The organism is Paenibacillus lacisediminis (assembly GCF_046567315.2).
The window spans coordinates 118,656-137,461 of record NZ_JBKIAX020000010.1 but is presented as its reverse complement, the minus strand read 5'-3'; the positions used below and the strand labels follow the sequence as shown (position 1 = coordinate 137,461).

Annotated in this window: 18 protein-coding genes and 1 other annotated feature (1 of these 19 only partly in view); of the genes, 4 read left to right on the top strand and 14 right to left on the bottom strand. The window is 54.3% G+C overall.

Features of this window, described 5'->3' with window-relative positions; translation table 11 throughout:
- Positions 1-331: 331 nt before the first annotated feature.
- The 6 genes from ACLD72_RS19795 to ACLD72_RS19770 all read right to left on the bottom strand — a co-directional run bounded on the left by ACLD72_RS19795 (position 332) and on the right by ACLD72_RS19770 (position 6,554).
- Positions 332-595: a YlbG family protein gene (locus tag ACLD72_RS19795; protein ID WP_251586794.1), complete on the bottom strand. Its 264-nt coding sequence runs from the start codon at positions 593-595 to the stop codon at positions 332-334.
- A gap of 49 nt (positions 596-644) precedes the next feature.
- On the bottom strand, positions 645-1,085 hold the full coding sequence (locus tag ACLD72_RS19790; protein ID WP_410997604.1) for a YlbF family regulator: 441 nt from the start codon (positions 1,083-1,085) through the stop codon (positions 645-647).
- Between the two features lie 107 nt (positions 1,086-1,192).
- Positions 1,193-3,112, bottom strand: coding sequence for a helicase-associated domain-containing protein (locus tag ACLD72_RS19785; protein ID WP_410997602.1), 1,920 nt, complete (start codon positions 3,110-3,112; stop codon positions 1,193-1,195).
- Positions 3,109-4,800: a DNA repair helicase XPB gene (locus ACLD72_RS19780; RefSeq protein ID WP_410997600.1), complete on the bottom strand. Its 1,692-nt coding sequence runs from the start codon at positions 4,798-4,800 to the stop codon at positions 3,109-3,111. Before ACLD72_RS19780 ends, ACLD72_RS19785 begins: the two co-directional genes overlap by 4 nt.
- Positions 4,801-4,918: 118 nt before the next feature.
- Positions 4,919-5,338 (bottom strand): CBS domain-containing protein, encoded by a 420-nt coding sequence (locus ACLD72_RS19775; RefSeq protein ID WP_410997598.1) that lies wholly within the window; start codon positions 5,336-5,338, stop codon positions 4,919-4,921.
- 46 nt (positions 5,339-5,384) lie between these two features.
- Positions 5,385-6,554 (bottom strand): amidohydrolase, encoded by a 1,170-nt coding sequence (locus tag ACLD72_RS19770; RefSeq protein ID WP_410997842.1) that lies wholly within the window; start codon positions 6,552-6,554, stop codon positions 5,385-5,387.
- 231 nt (positions 6,555-6,785) lie between these two features.
- On the opposite strand from ACLD72_RS19770, the gene ACLD72_RS19765 reads away from it, so the two are divergent.
- Both ACLD72_RS19765 and ftsW read left to right on the top strand, forming a co-directional pair.
- The gene (locus tag ACLD72_RS19765) at positions 6,786-7,127 is read left to right on the top strand and encodes a YugN family protein (protein ID WP_410997596.1); all 342 of its coding nucleotides are present in this window, start codon (positions 6,786-6,788) and stop codon (positions 7,125-7,127) included.
- 12 nt (positions 7,128-7,139) lie between these two features.
- Positions 7,140-8,384, top strand: a complete 1,245-nt coding sequence (ftsW, locus tag ACLD72_RS19760; RefSeq protein WP_410997594.1) for a putative lipid II flippase FtsW — start codon at positions 7,140-7,142, stop codon at positions 8,382-8,384.
- A gap of 237 nt (positions 8,385-8,621) precedes the next feature.
- Here the strand turns inward: ftsW and ACLD72_RS19755 are convergent, their stop codons facing one another.
- The gene (locus ACLD72_RS19755; protein WP_251586810.1) at positions 8,622-8,984 is read right to left on the bottom strand and encodes an Asp23/Gls24 family envelope stress response protein; all 363 of its coding nucleotides are present in this window, start codon (positions 8,982-8,984) and stop codon (positions 8,622-8,624) included.
- A gap of 166 nt (positions 8,985-9,150) precedes the next feature.
- On the opposite strand from ACLD72_RS19755, the gene cax reads away from it, so the two are divergent.
- Complete coding sequence (gene cax, locus ACLD72_RS19750) at positions 9,151-10,224, top strand: calcium/proton exchanger (protein ID WP_410997592.1); 1,074 nt, start codon at positions 9,151-9,153, stop codon at positions 10,222-10,224.
- Positions 10,225-10,310: 86 nt separating this feature from the next.
- Here the strand turns inward: cax and ACLD72_RS19745 are convergent, their stop codons facing one another.
- The 5 genes from ACLD72_RS19745 to ACLD72_RS19725 form a co-directional block, all read right to left on the bottom strand.
- Positions 10,311-10,598, bottom strand: a complete 288-nt coding sequence (locus tag ACLD72_RS19745; RefSeq protein WP_410997590.1) for a DUF1507 family protein — start codon at positions 10,596-10,598, stop codon at positions 10,311-10,313.
- A gap of 156 nt (positions 10,599-10,754) precedes the next feature.
- Positions 10,755-11,000: an HPr family phosphocarrier protein gene (locus ACLD72_RS19740; protein ID WP_251586816.1), complete on the bottom strand. Its 246-nt coding sequence runs from the start codon at positions 10,998-11,000 to the stop codon at positions 10,755-10,757.
- Between the two features lie 82 nt (positions 11,001-11,082).
- A complete protein-coding gene (locus tag ACLD72_RS19735) occupies positions 11,083-12,198 on the bottom strand; it encodes an aminopeptidase (RefSeq protein ID WP_251586818.1) in 1,116 nt (371 codons plus the stop codon).
- 135 nt (positions 12,199-12,333) lie between these two features.
- Positions 12,334-13,170 (bottom strand): hypothetical protein, encoded by an 837-nt coding sequence (locus tag ACLD72_RS19730; RefSeq protein ID WP_410997588.1) that lies wholly within the window; start codon positions 13,168-13,170, stop codon positions 12,334-12,336.
- Between the two features lie 156 nt (positions 13,171-13,326).
- Complete coding sequence (locus tag ACLD72_RS19725; RefSeq protein WP_410997586.1) at positions 13,327-15,300, bottom strand: diguanylate cyclase; 1,974 nt, start codon at positions 15,298-15,300, stop codon at positions 13,327-13,329.
- Positions 15,301-15,689: 389 nt separating this feature from the next.
- Here ACLD72_RS19725 and rpsD point away from each other — a divergent pair, with 389 nt between their 5' ends.
- Positions 15,690-16,289, top strand: a complete 600-nt coding sequence (gene rpsD / locus ACLD72_RS19720) for a 30S ribosomal protein S4 (protein ID WP_251586824.1) — start codon at positions 15,690-15,692, stop codon at positions 16,287-16,289.
- A gap of 221 nt (positions 16,290-16,510) precedes the next feature.
- On the opposite strand, the gene ACLD72_RS19715 is transcribed toward rpsD, so the two are convergent.
- Both ACLD72_RS19715 and tyrS read right to left on the bottom strand, forming a co-directional pair.
- Positions 16,511-16,735 carry a hypothetical protein gene (locus ACLD72_RS19715; RefSeq protein ID WP_410997584.1) on the bottom strand — a complete coding sequence of 75 codons (225 nt, stop codon included), beginning with the start codon at positions 16,733-16,735 and terminating at the stop codon, positions 16,511-16,513.
- 511 nt (positions 16,736-17,246) lie between these two features.
- Positions 17,247-18,500, bottom strand: coding sequence for a tyrosine--tRNA ligase (gene tyrS, locus ACLD72_RS19710; protein ID WP_410997582.1), 1,254 nt, complete (start codon positions 18,498-18,500; stop codon positions 17,247-17,249).
- Between the two features lie 64 nt (positions 18,501-18,564).
- Positions 18,565-18,806 (bottom strand) — a binding site (T-box leader) (it continues 24 nt past the right edge of the window).

Sequence of the window (18,806 nt, the reverse complement as noted above, 5' to 3'; positions counted from 1 at the left end):
GACGCTGCTCTAACGGACACCGGCGACCTTATCCGCCCATTTCCCGGGTATTTCCCAGCCTAACGGACACAGGCGGCCCTATTTCGCTCTAAACCCGTTCACCGAGGCCGATTTGAGGTAAATAAGGTCTTCTGTTTCCGTTACATTTTGCAATCCTCCGTTTTTCCGCAAATAACGGCTCTGGTGTCCCTTAGCGTTTAGAGCCCTCATCTTACCTCTCTACCTGCGCATCGTCCTCTGCCGCGGCGGAATTTCACAAATAATTCTGGCGTAAAAAAAGCGCCCGGCCGCTACTTCCATAGCTGCCAGACGCTTTCGGACGCTTGTTATTTTACAGTCCGTAATACCGGGTTTTGTCCGGAACATCCTTGCTGTATTCCGTCTTGATTTCCCCGCGGTAAGATCGTTCGATTTTGCGGACATAGGAGAGCTTGCGGATGTTGCGCATAATGTCTTCGGCGCGCACCGCGTCCACATACATGACCACATAATGCATGCGTCGGGACAAGTAGTGCACGCTTCCGTACTTCTCCAAATTTCTTGCCGCCTTTAAATCGCTGACCCAAATAATATAGCCTGTACGCTCCGGAAACATGATTTCCCCCCTCCCGGGTACGTTATAAGTTTCGGCGGCATTTGCCGCGTCAACCGCAGCTGCACTTGCCGCCGCTTCCGCATCCGCCGCCTTTCGGGTTCGGATCGTTACTCGGCACCTTGATGCTGTCCGAAACGGCATAAGCGATCGTTTCCGACATCTCGTGCAGGATGTCGTCGAGCTCGCTTTCGGCCGCTTTGAATTTGCGGACGGCTTCAAACTGCTCCAGCTCCTTCTCGACCGCAGCCACTTTGTCTTTGGCTTCATGGTAGTTGGGATGGAAATGACCGAAGCGTTCCGTTTCCCGAAAGAGCTCTTTCTGCGATTCCAGCTTCTTGACCAATGCCTGAATCCCGGCATCTTCCTCTACGCGGCGTTTCCAGAATAAATAATCGGACACGGCGTGCGAGTTATTTATCATATCGCCCAATTCATAGGCGTAGGTCAGCACGGCGGCCATATCGACCGTGTTCTTCTCGATTACGCTCATGAATTTTCAACTCGATTCTGCTCCTTATTATCCACCGGAGGTAGACGACATAATCATATCACAATCCGGCTATAAGAAGAAGAGGTTCATCCTTCCTTATCCTCTGCCTACCGGGCAATTTCGGGTACGATCAGCCGCATGGCCCGCCAGTCCCCGGGAGACAGCCACATCTCCCGCCCCTCGTCCTGCCCTCTTCCCGAAGGGGAAGGAAGCGCGCGAACCTTGACGCTCCACTCCTCATCGCCGCGAAGCTCCAGGGGCAAGCAAAGAAGTGTTTCCCCGCCGATTTGCAAGGCGACCCTCGTTTGCCACGCCTCGGCCTGGGCGAAGATTTGCCGTGCCGTTGAATGGTGGTAGGCCCTCAATTCCTTCCACCACATCGGCGGCAGCTCCCGGAGCCCGGGAAAAAGCTGTTCGCCCTCGGGAAGCTCATCATCAGGCTCGTAAAAATGCAGGTCCGTTCCCTGGTAGATCCAGCCTTGTCCGCCCATTCCCTCCAGCCAGCCGAAGCCGGAAGCGTCCGCAGGTGCAGAACCTTGCCCCGTCAGCCGCGGATAATCGAGCTTCGTTTCACCAGAGCTGCGGACCGGCGGCGCGAGCCGTTCGCCCTCAAGCGCTTTTCGCACCTCCGCTTCCCTTCCTGCGGGGACGATAAAATCCAGCGGCCCGATCCGTTCCACGGCACCGTGCAGCATGGAAAGCGAAGCGATCCTGTCGGCCGCTTCGGCGTCGGCGCAGCGCAGCAGCAGCACTTCGGCAAGCGACGTCCGGCCGATCTCCCTGCCCCACTGTTCGAGCGCGTTCAGCACCGTCTCCGGGACGAAGGCGGCATGCCCGGCCAAGAAGGCGGACACCTCCTCCGGCGTGCGGCCATACCGGGAGGCTCCGGCAACGCTCGCCCGGGTCAACCGGTACACGCTCATCACATCCGTCGCGACGTGCTCGCAGCAGGCTTCAAGCTCGAAACGCACCGAAAAAGGAACGTCCGGCGGCACGAGAATTTCAAAATCCGGCTGGACGATGACTTTTCCCGCAGCTTCGCCCGATCCGCCTTCGTGAAAAGAAGCAAGCTCATCCCGCCCGATCCGCCAGCGAAACATTAGCCCATCCTCCGGATTTTCCCCAAGATCCATCCAGCCAAATCCGGCGCAAGCCGCAAGCCAGCTGCCGATCCAGTCCTGGCGTTCCTTGGAGAACGTTGCGGCCAACATCCCCTGATCCAGCAGCGTGCCCAGCAGCTCCTCAAACGAATACCACTCGCCCGCCTGCAGATCCGGCGCGGCCAGGCGCAAAACAACATGCGCCAGCCCCGGCTCCGTCGGCACGTAGCGCTGCAAGGCGTGGCGGAGCAGCACCCGATTCATCGCCGGAACATCCAAAGCGAGCCAGGCCGCCAGCGCCCCGTCGTTCAGGCGCCACGCCGCCCGTTCTTTGGCGATCAGCCCCAGCGCCTGCAGCAGGTCGAGCACGATGGCCAGCTGCGGAGAATATACGTCGGCATGCGGATACTTTAGTCCCAGGCCGGCCACATCCCGTTCGTCCAGCTGCAACCGGCCCGTCAGCTTGCCGAGCTCCTTCTGGTGGATCGTTCCTTTGGCCGTCAATTTCAAGCCGTTTGCGGCGATATAGCTAAGCGCCCGGAACAAATCGAAAGCCAGTCCGGCCTTGGCTTCCCGCCGCAGGCTGGCCGGTCCTCCGGCCAGCGGTTTCAAGCCGGAATACCGCCATACGTGCTGCAGCTGCAAAAGCCTGTCCAGCGGCAAATAATACAGCTTTTCGCCCCAGGCTTTGCGAACGGCCCTGATGTCTCCCCGGCGCAGCAACGCCGGCATCGCCGCGCGCAGCTCCGCGCCCGATACGTCGCCTGCGGCCGCCGAGTTGACCTGCTCCAGCTTAAACGGCTGCCCGGCAAAGCGGCGAAACAACCGGCGGAGCGCCCGCTCCGCGGACGAAGGCAGCGGCTGTGGGGGCGGCTGCTTGGCATCGCCGTTCCAGTCCATAAATGGATTCGCTTGCGGGTTCGTCATGCCTCAAACACCTCCCGCTCCCGCCGCACAGCGTATTCATAGCCCTGCTCCAGCAGAAACAACTGGCGCCGCAGAGCGAAATCCTGCTCCCGCGTATTCTCCGATACAAGCGTGTAAAAATAGGCGCGGCTGCCATTACTTTTCGGCCGCAAAATCCGCCCGAGCCGCTGCGCCTCCTCCTGGCGCGAACCGAAGCTTCCGGAAATTTGAATGGCCACGGAAGCATCCGGCAAATCAACGGCGAAATTGGCCACCTTAGAGACGGCCAAAACGGCAAGCTCCCCTTGACGAAATGCCTGAAACAGCTTGCCTCGTTCCGTTTGCGGCATGCTGCCGGTGATCAGCGGAACGCCGAGATCGGCGGCTATGCGTTTCAATTGTTCCAGGTATTGTCCAATGATCAAAATTTGCCGCTCCCGATGGCGCTCAAGCAGTTGCCTGACTACGGCCAATTTCTCCGGGTTTTCCGCGGCAATGCGGAATTTTTCCTTCCCTTCGGCCAGGGTGTATTTTTCTTGCTCATCGCCGCGCATCGGCACGCGAATCTCCTGGCAATCGACGCGGGCGATAAACCCGATCTCCTCCAGATCTCTCCACGGCACGTCGTACTGTTTGGGCCCGATCAATGAAAACACGTCGCGTTCGCAGCCGTCCTCGCGGACCAGTGTAGCGGTAAGTCCAAGCCTGCGGGTCGCCTGGATCTCGGCGGTCGCCCGAAAAATCGGCGCCGGAAGAAGATGAACTTCATCGTAAATGATCAAACCCCAATCCCGTTCGTTGAAAAGCGACATATGTTTGAAGCCCTCCTCCTTCCGGTTCCGATGAGTCAGTATTTGGTAGGTCGAGACGGTGACGGGCTTCACCTGCTTTTTCTCTCCCGAATATTCCCCGACCACTTCGGGAGATAAGGTCGTTTTGCTTAAAATTTCGGAAATCCACTGGCGCACCGATGTGACGTTGGAGGTCAAAATCAGGGTTTCGCACTGAAACCGCGCCATCGCCGCCAGGCCAACCACGGTTTTTCCCGCTCCGCAGGGCAGGACAATAACGCCGCTTCCCCCGTCTCTTTTTTGTCCCGCAAAAGTCTCAACCGCCCCAAGCTGATAAGGTCTCAGCTGAAATGGCCTGCCGTCCGGCAGGGATGAACTCAGCGTAAAGCTCATCGCCCTCCCGCTGTGGTATCCGGCTTCGTCCAATACGGGGTAACCGAGCCGGGCCAGTTCCCGCTTAAGCAGCCCACGGTACTTCGCCGGCAGCTTTACGTTTCGAACGCCGGCCGCCGCCGGCTTTTCTCCCGGGAGCGCAACCTGGCCGATGAGCTCATCCAGCAAGCCGTCTTCCCGGCTCAGGTTTTCCAGTTCGATCAGCTCGGGATTCTCCTTTACGGGATGCAGCTTTAAAGCGCCGTATCTGGACATCCATTTGCGGATGTCGAGAGCGACGCCTTCGGGCAAATCCCAGCGCGCCACTGAGCGCAACCGCCCGATGATCTCCTCCGCGTCCAGCCCGGTGGCCGCCGCATTCCATAAAGTGAGCGGAGTGATCCGGTATGTATGGTAAATAGCAGGGCTTTTCACCAGTTCGGCAAACTCGGACAAAATCTCCCGCGCGGCTGCAAAACCGGGGTGATCCTTCTCCAGCAGCACGGTAAAATCGCGCTGAACGATGCAGGCTCCCGCTTTATTCACAAGGTTTTCCTCCCTTCGTGCCGTAACCGCTTAGGTATGGCAAAAAAAGAGAAGTCCGCTTCTTAAGGCCCGCGAACTTCTCCCGGATGTGTCCGGCCGCCGCTTCAGGTCCGGCCGATTAATGCACCCGCTCCGATATTTCCGACAACGCATCTCCGGCATTGTCCGCGAAAATATTGCGCACGGCCAAATCGCCGATCGATACGATCCCGATGAGCCGGTCGCCCTCGGTCACCGGCAAACGACGGATCTGCTGCTCGGCCATCAGCTCCGCGGCTTCGTCCACGGACATGTCGCGCGATGCCGTTTTGATCCCGCGGGTCATGATCTCATCGACCGCCGTGGAGTTCGGGCGCTTCTCCGCCATACAGCGAATGACCAAATCCCGGTCGGTGATGACGCCAAGCAGCTTGTCGCCTTCGACGACAGGAATAAAACCGGTATCGTTCTCTTTCATTTTAACGGCAACCTCATAGATGTTATCCCGGACGGTTACGGTAACGACTTCGTCCGTCATAATATCAGCTACTTTTCTCACTGCAAAATCCCTCCTTCGGATATAGAGTTCCAAAGCGGGAAAATAATTATGCATGCTCCTGCTGATACGATTCCGCCATGGCGATCAGCAGACCGGCAGCATGGAGCATTGCGTCCTCGTCGATATCGAACTTCGGGTGATGATGCGGGTAAACGGCTTCCTTATCAGGGTTCCCCGCCCCGACGAACATAAAGCAGCCCGGAACCTTTTGCAGATAATAGGCGAAATCTTCGGCGGGCATAATTGGAGGCGACGTCTCCACCCGAAGTCCAAACACCCCCGGTGCCTCGGCAAAAAAACGGCTTGTTTCCTTCTCGTCGTTGACGAGACTGGGATAACCCATCATATAACTGACCTCGGCCTTCGCCCCGTAGGCTTGAGCCGTCCCTTCGGCTAGAGCGTGAATCCGCTCGCGGATCAGCACCCGCGACTCCTCGCTGAAGCAGCGGACCGTCCCCGCCAGCTTGCAGCGGTCGGCAATGACGTTTTGCGCCGTCCCGCCCTGGATCGATCCGATCGTCACGACGGCCGGGTCGAGCGGGTTCACGGAGCGGCTGACCACGCTTTGCAGCTGCAGCACCAGCGCGGAAGCGGCAACGACGCTGTCGACCGTTTTATGCGGCATCCCGCCATGTCCGCCCCGCCCCTGCATCTCGATGAGAAACTCATCGGTTGAAGCCATCAGCGGCCCCGGCGCGCTTGCCGCCGTCCCCACGGGGATCGGCGTCCATAAGTGCACGCCGTAAATGACGTCCACGCCGTCCAGCGCCCCGTCCTCGATCATCGCTTTAGCTCCTCCGGGGCAAGTCTCCTCGGCCGGTTGAAACAGCAGGCGGATTTCGCCGCGCAGCTTAGGCCGGATCCGGCTGAAATGTTCCGCGACCGCAAGCAGCGCCGCCGTATGCCCGTCGTGGCCGCAGGCGTGCATGACGCCGGGAACCTCGGAGGCATATTCGCAGCTTTTTTCGTCCTGAATCGGCAGAGCGTCCATATCGGCCCGCAGCGCAACGATTTTCCCCGGCAGCCCGCCGCGGATTTTGCCGACCACACCAAAACCGCCTACATTCACGGTGGTTTCGACGCCAAGTTCCCTCAGCTTCTCTGCCACGAATCCCGAGGTTTCCTTCTCCTGATATGACAGCTCGGGATGGCGGTGCAAATGTCTGCGCCGCGCCACCATGGCCGGAAACAACGCGCGTACAACGTCCTGTTCCATGGTCTTCCACTCCTCTTCATCCAAGTACCGTTTCCTTTAGCTTGCAATGCCGGCCTGAATGGAATCTAGCTCTATTGTAGCAGAAAAAGGAAGACGGAATCACTCCAGAATGACGAAACCGTCCTTAAGGCAGCGTTTTCCTGCGCTTGCACAAGCGGTGGAAACATAATATCATGAGGTAGAGAATCAATCGAAGGGTTGAAAAGTCATAATTAAGGGGGCATTTCTTGTATGATCGTGGAAAATAGCGGTTTGAACGGATTAAAAAGCGACCTGGCTTTTTTGGACGAATCCGCTGAAAAGGCCGGATTTGTGCGGTGGCAATGGGAATATTACCGGGCTACATACGACTATAAAATCGAACACAACAACGACGAATATTACCTGCGCATCAACACGCGCGCGGTAGAGGGCAAATTGGAGCGTCCGGATACGGTCCTGGCTATTGAAGCGGTCTACATGGGGCGGGCCACTTTCCCGCACGGGCTGGAATACGAATCGGAAATTCCCGCGACGGTGATGAAAACCGCTAGCTATAAATTGACCGAATTAAAGGAACTTCTTGAGGCTTAAGGCGGCATGCCTATGAGAGACGTAGCGGATAAACCCAGACGCGGGGCCCCGGATTTTCAATTGCTTATTCTCACCCTGCTGCTGGTGGGGTTCGGGATCATCATGGTCTTCAGCTCCAGTTCCAGCATTACGCTGATCGACGCAAAATTTGGAAACGATCCCATGTATTTTACGAAACGGCAGATCATCTTTGCCTGTCTCGGCCTGGTTTTCATGTTCGTGACGATGAACATCCGTTATGACAAATACAAAAAACTGTTTGTGCCCGTGTTTATTTTGGCTATTTTGATGCTTGTTCTCGTACCCATTGTCGGCGACAAAAGAAACGGGGCGACCAGTTGGTTCGCCATCGGTACGCTGGGCATTCAACCGACGGAGCTGGCCAAAATCACGACGATTTTATACCTGGCTGCCCTGATATCGAAAAAAGGCGAACGTTTCCGGGATTTAAGGACCGGGTACATCCCGGTCATGGTCATCGTCGGCTTTGTCGCCGGTTTGATCATGCTGCAGCCCGACTTTGGCTCCTGCATGATTCTCGTCGCCACTTCCGGTCTGATTATTTTCGCCGGGGGCGCGAACCTGAAGCACATCCTCGGTTCGATCGGACTGCTCGTGCTTGGAGCCAGCATTGTGCTGGCCGCCGGAGCGCTATGGGACAAAATTCACCCCAGCGAATCCGCGACAGACCAGGTTAACTACAAGGTGGGCCGGATTCAGGCTTATCTGGATCCGACGAAGGATCCCCTGGGAAACGGCTATAATCTGCTCCAATCGCTCACAGCCATCGGGCACGGGGGACCTGCGGGAACCGGCTTCGGGCAAGGCATCCAAAAACTGCATTATCTGCCCAACGCATATAACGATTTTATTTTTTCCGTGATTGGCGAAGAGTTCGGTTTTATCGGCACATTGCTGTTCCTCCTGTTTTACATTTATTTTATTTGGCGAGGCCTGCTCATTTCGCTGCGCTGCCAAAGCACGTTCGGCACGTTGACCGGCGTCGGCATTATGGGGCTGATCGCCATTCAGGCTTTCATCAATATCGGCGGGGTCACAAATACCATCCCCATGACCGGGGTAACGCTGCCGTTCATCAGCTCCGGGGGCTCGTCCCTGCTGTCGATGATGATGGCCATGGGCATCGTGCTGAGCATCTCGCGCGAATCAACGCTTCCGGCAAAGCAGGAGCGGACCAAATCGGTCGTCGTCAGGGAATCGGCCGTATACGATTTTCGAAACCGGCGTCAGATTTAAATCTGTCTCACACATAAGAAAAACGTTTATCGACGTACTCTCAAAGAAGACAGACCGCGTTCAGCGGTAGTTTTTCTTGCGATATCAGGAAGCCGAGGCTCCGAAACTTACACTTTCTGATATCTAAAAAAAGGGGTTGCCCAAGCAGCGAAACTGCTTCGGGACAACCCCTTTTGCTATGCCAGCTGATGTTGCAGAGCTCACGCACTTATATTACTGCAGAAGGTCAAAGATCGATTACATTTCGTCATCTTTAAACGCTACGCCTTCGACTTTCACATTCACTTCCACAATTTTAAGCCCCGTCATCGTCTCTACCGCTTCACGGACATTTTGCTGAAGCATCCGGCATACCTCGTGAATCGGCGTTTCGTAAAGGACGATAATCCTTAGATCAATCGCCGCCTCCAATTGACCGACTTCCACCGTGACGCCTTTTTGCACATTTTTGCCGCTTAACCGTTTCGCCCAGCCCTCGGACAGCCCGCCGGACATCGCTGCAATTCCCGGTGTTTCCAGGGCGGCCATTCCGGCAATTTTCGCAACGACGTCATCCGCAATCCGAATTAGCCCATTATCTAACTGCAGTTGTTCGGTCATGGTCATACCTCCTTCAACCTCATTAATTTCATTGTAAATGGTAAGTCGCTTTAAAGCAAATGTAGACCGGCTAATTATTTTTGATTTATAATTTTCACGTTATTGGTTATATTTAGGAAGAATTGATCATTCAGATCTGACAATTTACTACAATTTGAGGTGTACTATGCGAAAGTACTTAACACCATTCTTGCTCATACTTTTCTTTGCACTAAGTGCCATCGGGCATTTTGCGCATTGGCCGGCAACGCTGGAGTTCATCATTTCCGCGATCGCCGTTATTTTTGTGGCCGGATTTCTGGGAAAAGCGACGGAAAACGTCGCCCATTACGCTGGGCAACGCCTCGGCGGTTTTCTGAACGCCACCTTCGGCAATGCCGCCGAGCTGATTATCGCCATTTTCCTCGTCAGGGAGGGCCTGTTCGATATGGTGAAGGCCAGCATTACCGGATCGATCATCGGCAATCTGCTGCTCGTGTTGGGAGCAAGCCTGCTTGCGGGCGGTCTGAAGTACAAGGTGCAAAAATACAACCTGGCCTTGGCGGGCATGAGCGGGTCACTCATGATCGTGGCGATCATCGCTTTGTTTATCCCGGCGGTATTTCTGCAAACCCATGTACTTCATGAAGAGGACCGTACCACGTTAAGCCTGGTCGTCGCCGGCATCCTCATCGTCGCCTATTTGCTCTGGCTCATTTTCTCCATGATTACCCACAAAAGCTATTTGGCCGATATTACCGAAAAGGGCGATGAGCTGCCGGGCGAGCACGAACATGATCCGGCCTGGTCCAGGGGTCAATCGATCCTGTATCTGATTCTAGCGACCGTTATGGTCGCGTTCGTCAGCGAATGGCTGGTGCACACGCTGGACACCTTCTCGGCCAAGTTCGGGCTTAGCGAACTTTTCGTCGGCGCCTTCGTCGTTGCGATCATAGGCAACGCGGCCGAACACAGCGCCGCCATCATGCTCGCCATGAAAAACAAAATCGGAGCGGCCGTGGAGATTGCCGTCGGCAGCAGCTTGCAGATCGCCCTGTTTGTCGCCCCGGTGCTGATCTTCGTCAGCCATCTGTTCGGACGGCCGATGGATATCGTGTTTACGGTCATCGAACTGGCGGCGATCGGCGTATCCGTATTTATCGCCAAATCGATTACGCAGGACGGCCAAACCAACTGGTACGAAGGAATGCTGCTGCTGGCCGTATACGCGATTCTCGGCGTCTCTTTTTACCTCGTATAAAAAACAAAACAAGCGTATGGCCGAAAATTTCCGAGTCATACGCTTGCATTTTGTCTTATGAGCTATATACATGCCTGACCTGCAGGTCACTTTTTCCCGTTCATGGCTTCATAAAGCGAGGCAAGATTCCGTTCCAGTCTGCTTAAAATTTGTTTGCCTACCATTTCCTCAATCAGTCCGACACGTATCGCGTAATCCACCTGCCTCGAAAACCCATACATCTGGGTGTCCAGCACTTCCTCATAGAGAGGGCAGTAACGTGTGGCCAAGTTCTCCATCTGTACTTCGATCAGCTTCTCTATTTTATCTGCATCTTCCTGCAGAAGATTAAGTGCCTTCAGGTTCAGTTGCTCCTGCAACTCAGATGAAGTCATGCTTCTTCCCCCCTATGTCCAATGTTCCTTTCACAGCTACTCTATTCCTAATATTAGACGAAATCGAGGGCCAATACAAGAACCTGCGGGAAACAAACTCTATCCTCGTAAAAAGACACCCCGGCCAAAACGACTGGAGTGTCTTCCGCTTTTCGATTAATCTTCTACCAATTTTACGCTTAAGCCGTGCTTGGCGAAAACTTCGCTCATCGCTTTCTTAGCTTCATCGGCGTCCGGTCCATGAACGTGAAGCTCATAGCTCTTCGTATTCACGAGTGTGGTGAAAAGGCCGAGGATACTTTTAACGTCGATGTACTTGTTGTCAGCTTGGAGCACGATGGAAGAAGTAAACTTGCCCGCCGCTTGGGCAATTTCAACTACCGCTTCATTGTTCGTGGCCATTGAGATCCCTCCGTGATTAACATTGAAAATAACATACTTTAATCATACATTGAATCCGCTTTCCAAGCAAGGATTTTCCTCGTTATTTCAAGTTTTCCGGATTTAGCGCCGCAAGCTCCGGAAGCACGAAAATACCGTCTTTACGGATCAGCACGTCGTCGAAATAAATTTCCCCGCCGCCGTAATCCGGACGTTGAATCAGCACCAGATCCCAATGGATCGCCGAACGGTTGCCGTTATCCGTTTCATCATAGGCCTGGCCCGGAGTAAAATGCAGGCTGCCGGCGATTTTTTCGTCAAACAGAATATCCTTCATCGGATGCAGGATGTACGGGTTGAAGCCGATCGCAAATTCCCCGATATATCTTGCCCCTTCGTCGGAATCGAGAATTTCGTTTAAGCGTTTCGTATCGTTGCTGGTCGCTTCAACGATTTTGCCGTTTTCAAAACGGAATTTGATGTTTTCGAACGTAACTCCGTTGTACAGCGTCGCCGCGTTGTAGCTAATCGTCCCGTTCACGGAATCGCGCACCGGGGCGGTGTACACTTCGCCGTCCGGAATGTTTTTCTGGCCGGAGCATTTCTCGGCGCCGATGTTTTTGATTGAAAAAGCAAGATCCGTTCCCGGGCCGGCAATACGTACCTTATCCGTGCGCTTCATCAGATCGGCCAGCGCGTCCTGGGCCCGGTCCATTTTGGCGTAATCAAGGTTGCAGACGTTGAAATAAAAATCTTCAAAAGCTTCCGTGCTTGTATTGGCCAATTGAGCCATGCTGGCGTTCGGATAACGAAGCACGACCCACTTGGTCTTCTTGACCCGCTGCTCGCTATGTACGGGATGGGAATAAAGCGCATTGTATAGCTTCATTTTGTCTTCAGGCACATCGGACATATCGTTGACATTGGAACCCGCCCGAATCCCGATATAGCAGTCCATCATCTCCATCCGCTTCAAGTCGTATTCCGCCCACGTCTTCATGCTTTCCTCGGTGGCGTATTTCAACTGCATCCGCTGAACGGTGCGGTCGGTAATTTCGACAAACGCGTTTCCGCCCCTTTTTCCGACCTCTTCAATAACCGCCTTTAACAAGTCGCGCTCTTCGCCGATCATTTCAACCAGCACATTTTCTCCAGGCTGGACATTTATGGAGTAACCGACCAGGTTTTCCGCCAGCTTTTGTATTCTAGGATCTCGCATATGGCTTTCCCTCCTCAAAAATGGAGCGGACTTCCCTTCGCACGAACGCACGCTCAAGGAACCCGCGTGTTAACCAATGGTTAATTCTTCTACTATTGTAGCACGGCTGCCGCAGGAAGTCAGCCCGCCCCAAGTCTACTTATAATTCTCGAACCTGTTGTCCGTACGCAGCACTTCCTGCCGGGGTTGTCCCTGCGGCGTTAAATATTTCAGCCTGGTCTCCGAGGTCAAGCGGGAAGGCAGCCCGGTTTTGCGGTTGATCGTCAGATGGTAAACCACGTTCGCCTTCATGCTCTCAAGCCTCCCGAGCAATTGCTCGTGGCCCGACGACAAGATGGACGAAAGCCGTGTTCGCACTTCATTTCTCCGGCTTGGAGAAACGGCTGCCAGCTTGCTGTCCAGGTTCGCCCCCAGCAGGCTCATCTCCGCCAAAAGCTCATCTTTCAAACGAATTCCGGCTTCATCAGGGTCCATTTCGATCCTCAGCACTTTGGTTCCGCGCGCGGCTCCGCTTTCCAGCGTAATTTTCTTCTTGACGGCAAAGCGGATATCCTCCAATTGATCGAGCGGGTTCAGGCGGTTCATTCCATGCAGGAGGGCGTTGCTTTGATCCGCCTGCAGCACCCAGCTTCCGTTCTCCAGGCGGAGCTTCGCCTCGTATCCTGAAGCGGCGGTCAGTCCGGCCGCTCGAAAACGATTCTTGGCGCCCTGGGCCGATGATTTCGCCCTCATGCTAAGTTCGCGATGATTATTAAGCTGCCCCGTGTAGCTGATGCTCTCCTCCGGCATGCTGTGTTCTCCCCGCTGAAGCGAAGCAAGCCCGCGGAAGGTCAGGGCGTCCCAGCCCGCCAGCCCGGACCAGGTAAAGTCAAACCATTGAGCGCCGGTTTTCGGCTCGCCGCAGGCGGACAAAACGGCCGCAAGCAAAAATATCCAGATCAGTCTCCGATAACCCCTAGCTTGTTCCAGCATATGCTTTCCGCGCCTCTCGTCTTTGAAATTCACCGCTGCTAGTCTGCGGCGGATTCAAAATTTGCATTCGGCAATATCGTGCCTCCGGCGCGGGAAATCTATGCGCAAAGAAAAAGGTGTTCCGTTCGCGGACTTGCCGCCTTTGCGGAACACCTTTTACCCAAGCTGCGTCTGATTTCTCCCGTTATTTTTGGCTTTGTAGAGGGCCATGTCGGCCTCATAAAAAAGCGATTCTACGCTGACCTTCCCGTCTCCCTGAGCCCATTCGGCAATGCCGCACGACACCGTGACGGCGGGATCGGTATCCATCGCGGCGCGGAGCCGAATCGTTTCCGCCACTCGATAGGCGTTTTCTGCGTCGGCCCCCGGCAAATATATGGCCAGTTCTTCGCCTCCCCAACGGGCGGCGATATCCGTTTTACGGATCGAGCTTTTGACGATCGTGCATACCTGCTGAAGGATTTTATCCCCGGTCTGATGCCCATACGTGTCGTTGACCTGTTTAAACTGATCGATGTCGACGATGATCAACGAACCGTTGCTGTCTTTTTTCTGAAATTGCTGGATGGCGTCATCCACGTAGTGGCGCGCGTAAAGTCCGGTCAGCATGTCTCTGTTGGCCATTCTGCGCACCTCGGCATGCAGCAGGGCGTTGGCGATAGCCAAACCGATATGCGAAGAAAGAACCTGCAGCAATTTGTAATTGTCGTAGGAAAAATACCGCTCCTCCCGGTGAGCCAGCATAATCGCCCCGTTCACTTCTCCCCGGACGATCAAAGGAGCGGCAATCAGCGAGCGCGCTTTTGTCTCTTCCATCATCTTGGAGGATACTTTGCCGTATACTTGATAATCCGACAAAATAATCGGTTCCTGCGTGGAACACACCAAACCGCAAAAACCGTAAGTATCCGGAAAAGTAAGTTTCGACAGACTGGGCACATTCGTGGACATCACTTCGAACGTACCTGTTTCTTTATGAAGCTGGGAAATGCAGCAGTACTCCGCCTGGAAAATGGAAAGCAGCTCGTCGCTGGCAAACTGGAAAACCTCTTTCAACCTCAAGCTTTGATTCAGCCGCTTGGTTAGTTCGTTGATCAGCCGCAGTTCATTGATCAGCAAATTGGACTGCTGGTACAGCTTGGCGTTTTCAAAGGCGACGCCGGCGGTATCCGCCAGCATGCCGATGAGCTGCAGATCGAACTCATCGATCAGATCGCGCCGAATCAACAGGCGAAACACGCCGTATACCCCTTGCTTTCCGCCGAGCGGGGCGGCGATTTCGAGCAATTGCTCCCCACTGGAGCCATGCAGCTTCCGGCTAAGCATTTGCCCTTCCATAAACGCTTTGACACAAAACTGCTCTTCAGGTCCCTGCAGTTGCAGCAGCTTTACTCGCGGATCGCGGCTTAAGTCGTCCTGGGACATCAAGAGTTCAAGCTTGGCCTCCGGGTACATGCCCGATACTCTTTCAAACACTTCCGACAGGACGGAATCGACATCGATTTTGTCGTGAAGCTTCTGCACGACCTGAAACAGCTTCGAGCGGCGATGCTCCTCGCGTTTGGCGCGCTGCTGAACGAGCAGCATGTCCGCGATGAACAAGGCTTCAAAAACTTTGTAAAAGCATGTCCGGAATTGCAACGCAGCCGCACGGATAAACAGCTTGGCGCCTGACCCTTCATAATCGGGGGTATTCGGCAGCCGGCAGCCGAACACGGCGAACCTTTCGCCTTCGCTCCGCGTCACGACGGGGGCCGCCGCATAGACAAATCTTCCGTGCGGAATAACCGCAGGACCTGCAGCCTCAATGCAGCGGGAAATGATTCCGGCAACATAAGAGATGTCTCTCCCCTCCTCGGAAGGCTCGTCCTCCTCCGTTCCGGAAATCATCACCTCTCCGTCATGGTGCGCCACAAAAAAGCGGGCCTGGCCCCACTCGGCGATTTCGGAAACATTTTTGCATAAATCCCTGTACGCTTGTAAAATGACCGGTTCAATATAGGGGTAATCGTAAGCGGTAATATCCAGCTGCTGCAGCCAATCTGCGTAATTGTCTTCCTGTTCCGGGCGCGGCAGCATTGAAGAGATGTTCATGTTCAACGTAGGATATCCTCGGGATTGGTCTGCCATAGGAAAACTCCTTTATAGAGGTTGTCGGCTGCCTCCCTCTGCTTTAACCGTTCTTGTTTGCTAACTGTATTTTACTATCTTCCACGTCGTTTTGCACCAAATTTTTAGGCCAAAAGCCCTATCGACAAAAAAACAGCTTTTAAAACAAAATCCTCTTCTTGACTTTAGGCATCCGATTCATATAATATATATTGTTGATAAAGACTGGATAGAGTCTTGATTAGGGCGTAACGCATGCGAGCACCCTCTCGGTTTTTGTTGCTGACAAGACAGCGGCTGAACTTTCTTGTCAGTGAGCGTAATTATTATCTATCCTACGTTCAACAAACAAAACCCGCATAAGTAGAACCCTACACGAAATTTCAAACAAAAAGGAGTCTACCTATACAATGGCACGTTACACTGGTCCTAAGTTTAAACTCAGCCGCCGCCTTGGCATTTCCTTGAGCGGTACAGGCAAAGATTTGAAACGCCCATTCCCTCCGGGACAACATGGCGCTAACCAACGCAGAAAAATAAGCAACTACGGCGCACAGCTGCTCGAGAAACAAAAATTGCGCCATATGTACGGCTTGGGCGAGAAGCAATTCCGCACCCTGTTCGAGAAAGCGCAAAAACTGCCCGGTATCGCCGGCGAAAACTTCATGTTCCTGCTCGAAAGCCGTTTGGACAACCTCGTTTACCGTCTGGGCTTCGCCAATTCCCGCGCAGGTGCGCGCCAGTTGGTAGCCCACGGCCACGTAACCGTCAACGGCAAGAAGGTGGACATCGCTTCTTACCGCGTTAGCATTGGCGACTTGATCAGCCTGCGTGAAAGAAGCCGCGGCCTTTCTTCCGTGAAGGAAGCTTTGGAGAACCGCTCGCATCTTCCGGCTTACCTGGAGTACAATGACACCGCTATGGAAGGCAAACTGATCCGTTTGCCGGAACGTGCGGAGCTGTCGCAAGACATCGACGAGAAGCAAATCGTCGAGTTCTACAACCGTTAAGATTTGCAACGCAAACGGCCCAAGTCGAAACCGACTTGGGCCGTTTGGCCGTGTGTAAGGATGGCTCGTTTATGAGGCGGCGGGCAATATAATACCCCATGCTTCGCTGCCATTAATGTTCAATGACAAAGGAATGAAATTCGCCTTTGCTTCCTCGTCCGAGTTTTCTTTGCTTCCATTACCAAACTCCTTGAATAAGGACAAATAGCCCAAGTCGATGCTCAGTAGAGGTTGGTCGTTTCTTCAATTTCAAGCTCAGTATTGCCTTTATTGGTGGAGTACTCTAATTCATACACCTTCTTCGTGTCCGGCTTGAGACTAAAGTAGATTCTCGGACTGCCCTTCGCCTTCGCTCCGACGCGGGAAAGCGCCTGGGTTGCCGCTTTTTCGGTCGTATTGCACATGGCTGCCGAGCCCGACTGGATTGCCGCCGGCAGCGATTTCAACGATCCGCCGCCGCTTTCCACTTTTCGTCCACAAGAGTAATACGCTCGTTATTGCAAAAAGCCATGATATCCGTAGAACCATCTTCTAAATAATTAACTTCCAGACTCGTAAATCCAGGGGCCTTTTTTTATAAAGCTCTTCCTAAACTTTGGACTCTGCTCTAACGGACACCAGCGACCTTATCCGCCCATTTCCCGGGTATTTCCCAGCCTAACGGACACAGGCGGCCCTATTTCGCTCTAAACCCGTTCATCCAGGCCGATTTGAGATAAATAAGGTCTTCTGTGTCCGTTGCATTTTGCAATCCTCCGTTTTTCCGAAAATAACGGCTCTGGTGTCCCTTAGCCCCCCACGTCCCTCTTCTCCTCCCCTCTCTACCTGCGCAACGCCCTCTATCATGCCCGAAATTTTATACGCAGGTTAAAAAAACGCCGGAGAAATTCGCTCCGGCGCTTCTATAACGTGTAAATCTTTACTTCAGGTGCTCCAAACGAATGGGCTGGATTTTCTTTATTTCACCATCAGCTTCGCGAATTTCCGTTTTCCCACTTGAATCACTTCTCCGCCGGACAATGCGATCTCCGCATTCGGGTCGGTCAACTTCTCTTCGCTCAGTTTAACCGCCCCTTGCTGAATGCTGCGTTTTGCCTCCCCATTCGAGGAAGCGAAGCCGATCAACGTCAGCAGCTTGATCAGGCGAATTTTCCCGTCTTCCAGCTCTCCTGCGGGGATTTCCTTCTCTTCGATATCCTCCGGCAAAGCCCGCTGCTGGAACACCGTTACGAAATGCTCCTGCGCGGCATTCGCCGCATCTGCGCCATGGTACATCCGGACCAGCGTGTACGCCAGCTTCATCTTCGCATCGCGCGGATGGACGCTGCCCGCTTTGAGGCCTGCCGCGAGAGCTTCCAGCTCATCGTCCGGCAAATCCGTCACAAGCTCGTAGTATTTCAACATCAGCTCATCCGGCACGGACATCGCTTTGCCGTAAATTTCGTTCGGTTCCTCGTCGATGCCGATGTAGTTGCCGAGGCTTTTGCTCATCTTCTGCACGCCGTCGAGGCCTTCGATAATCGGCGTCATGATGGCAATCTGGGTATCTTTGCCGTATTCCTTCTGCAGCGTGCGGCCCATCAACAGGTTGAACTTCTGATCGGTTCCGCCCAGCTCGATATCGCTCTCCAGCGCCACGGAGTCCATCCCCTGCATCAGCGGATAGAAAAATTCGTGAATGCTGATCGGTTGACCGCTTTGGTAGCGCTTGGTGAAGTCGTCCCGCTCCAGCATCCGGGCTACCGTCACTTTAGCCGCCAGCTTGACGACGTCGGCAAACGTCATCGGAGCGAGCCATTCGGAGTTGAAATGAACCTTCGTTTTTTCCGCATCCAAAATTTTAAAAATCTGCTTCCGGTACGTTTCCGCATTCCGCAGCACATCTTCCTCGGTCAGTTGCTTGCGGGTTTCCGATTTGCCGGTCGGATCGCCGATCCGCCCCGTAAAATCCCCGATGATGAGGTGGACCTGATGGCCCAGCTCCTGAAATTGGCGCAGCTTCTGCATCACGACCGTGTGCCCGACGTGAATATCGGGCGCCGACGGATCAAGACCCAACTTAACCTTCAGCGGCGTTCCGGTCGCCACCGATTTCATCACCTTTTGCCTCAGCTCATCCTCCGGGACAATCTCGACTACCCCCCGGGAAATCACCTTTAACTGGCGCTCCACCTCCGCCTGCTGCTCAGGCGTCAACTCTTCCCACTTCATGACAAACACTCCTCCAGACTAAAATTTAAAACAACCGCCAAACGCAAAAAAGCTCCTTCCAGTCCCAAGGGACGAGAAGGAGCGCTCGCGTTACCACCCTAATTAAAACCGCTGTTTACCTGCCGCAGGCCGCAACCAAACGAACGTAGCGGTTTTCACTTCATTCCTATAACGGTCATCCCGGAACCGGACTACTTGCGGCTAAGGCCGCGTTCCCCCGGACGGCTCCAGACGGTAATTCAAAAGGGATCCACCCATTCGGTTCGCAGCTTCCACCGATTCTCTGAGCGGCGGGATTCCGCTTTC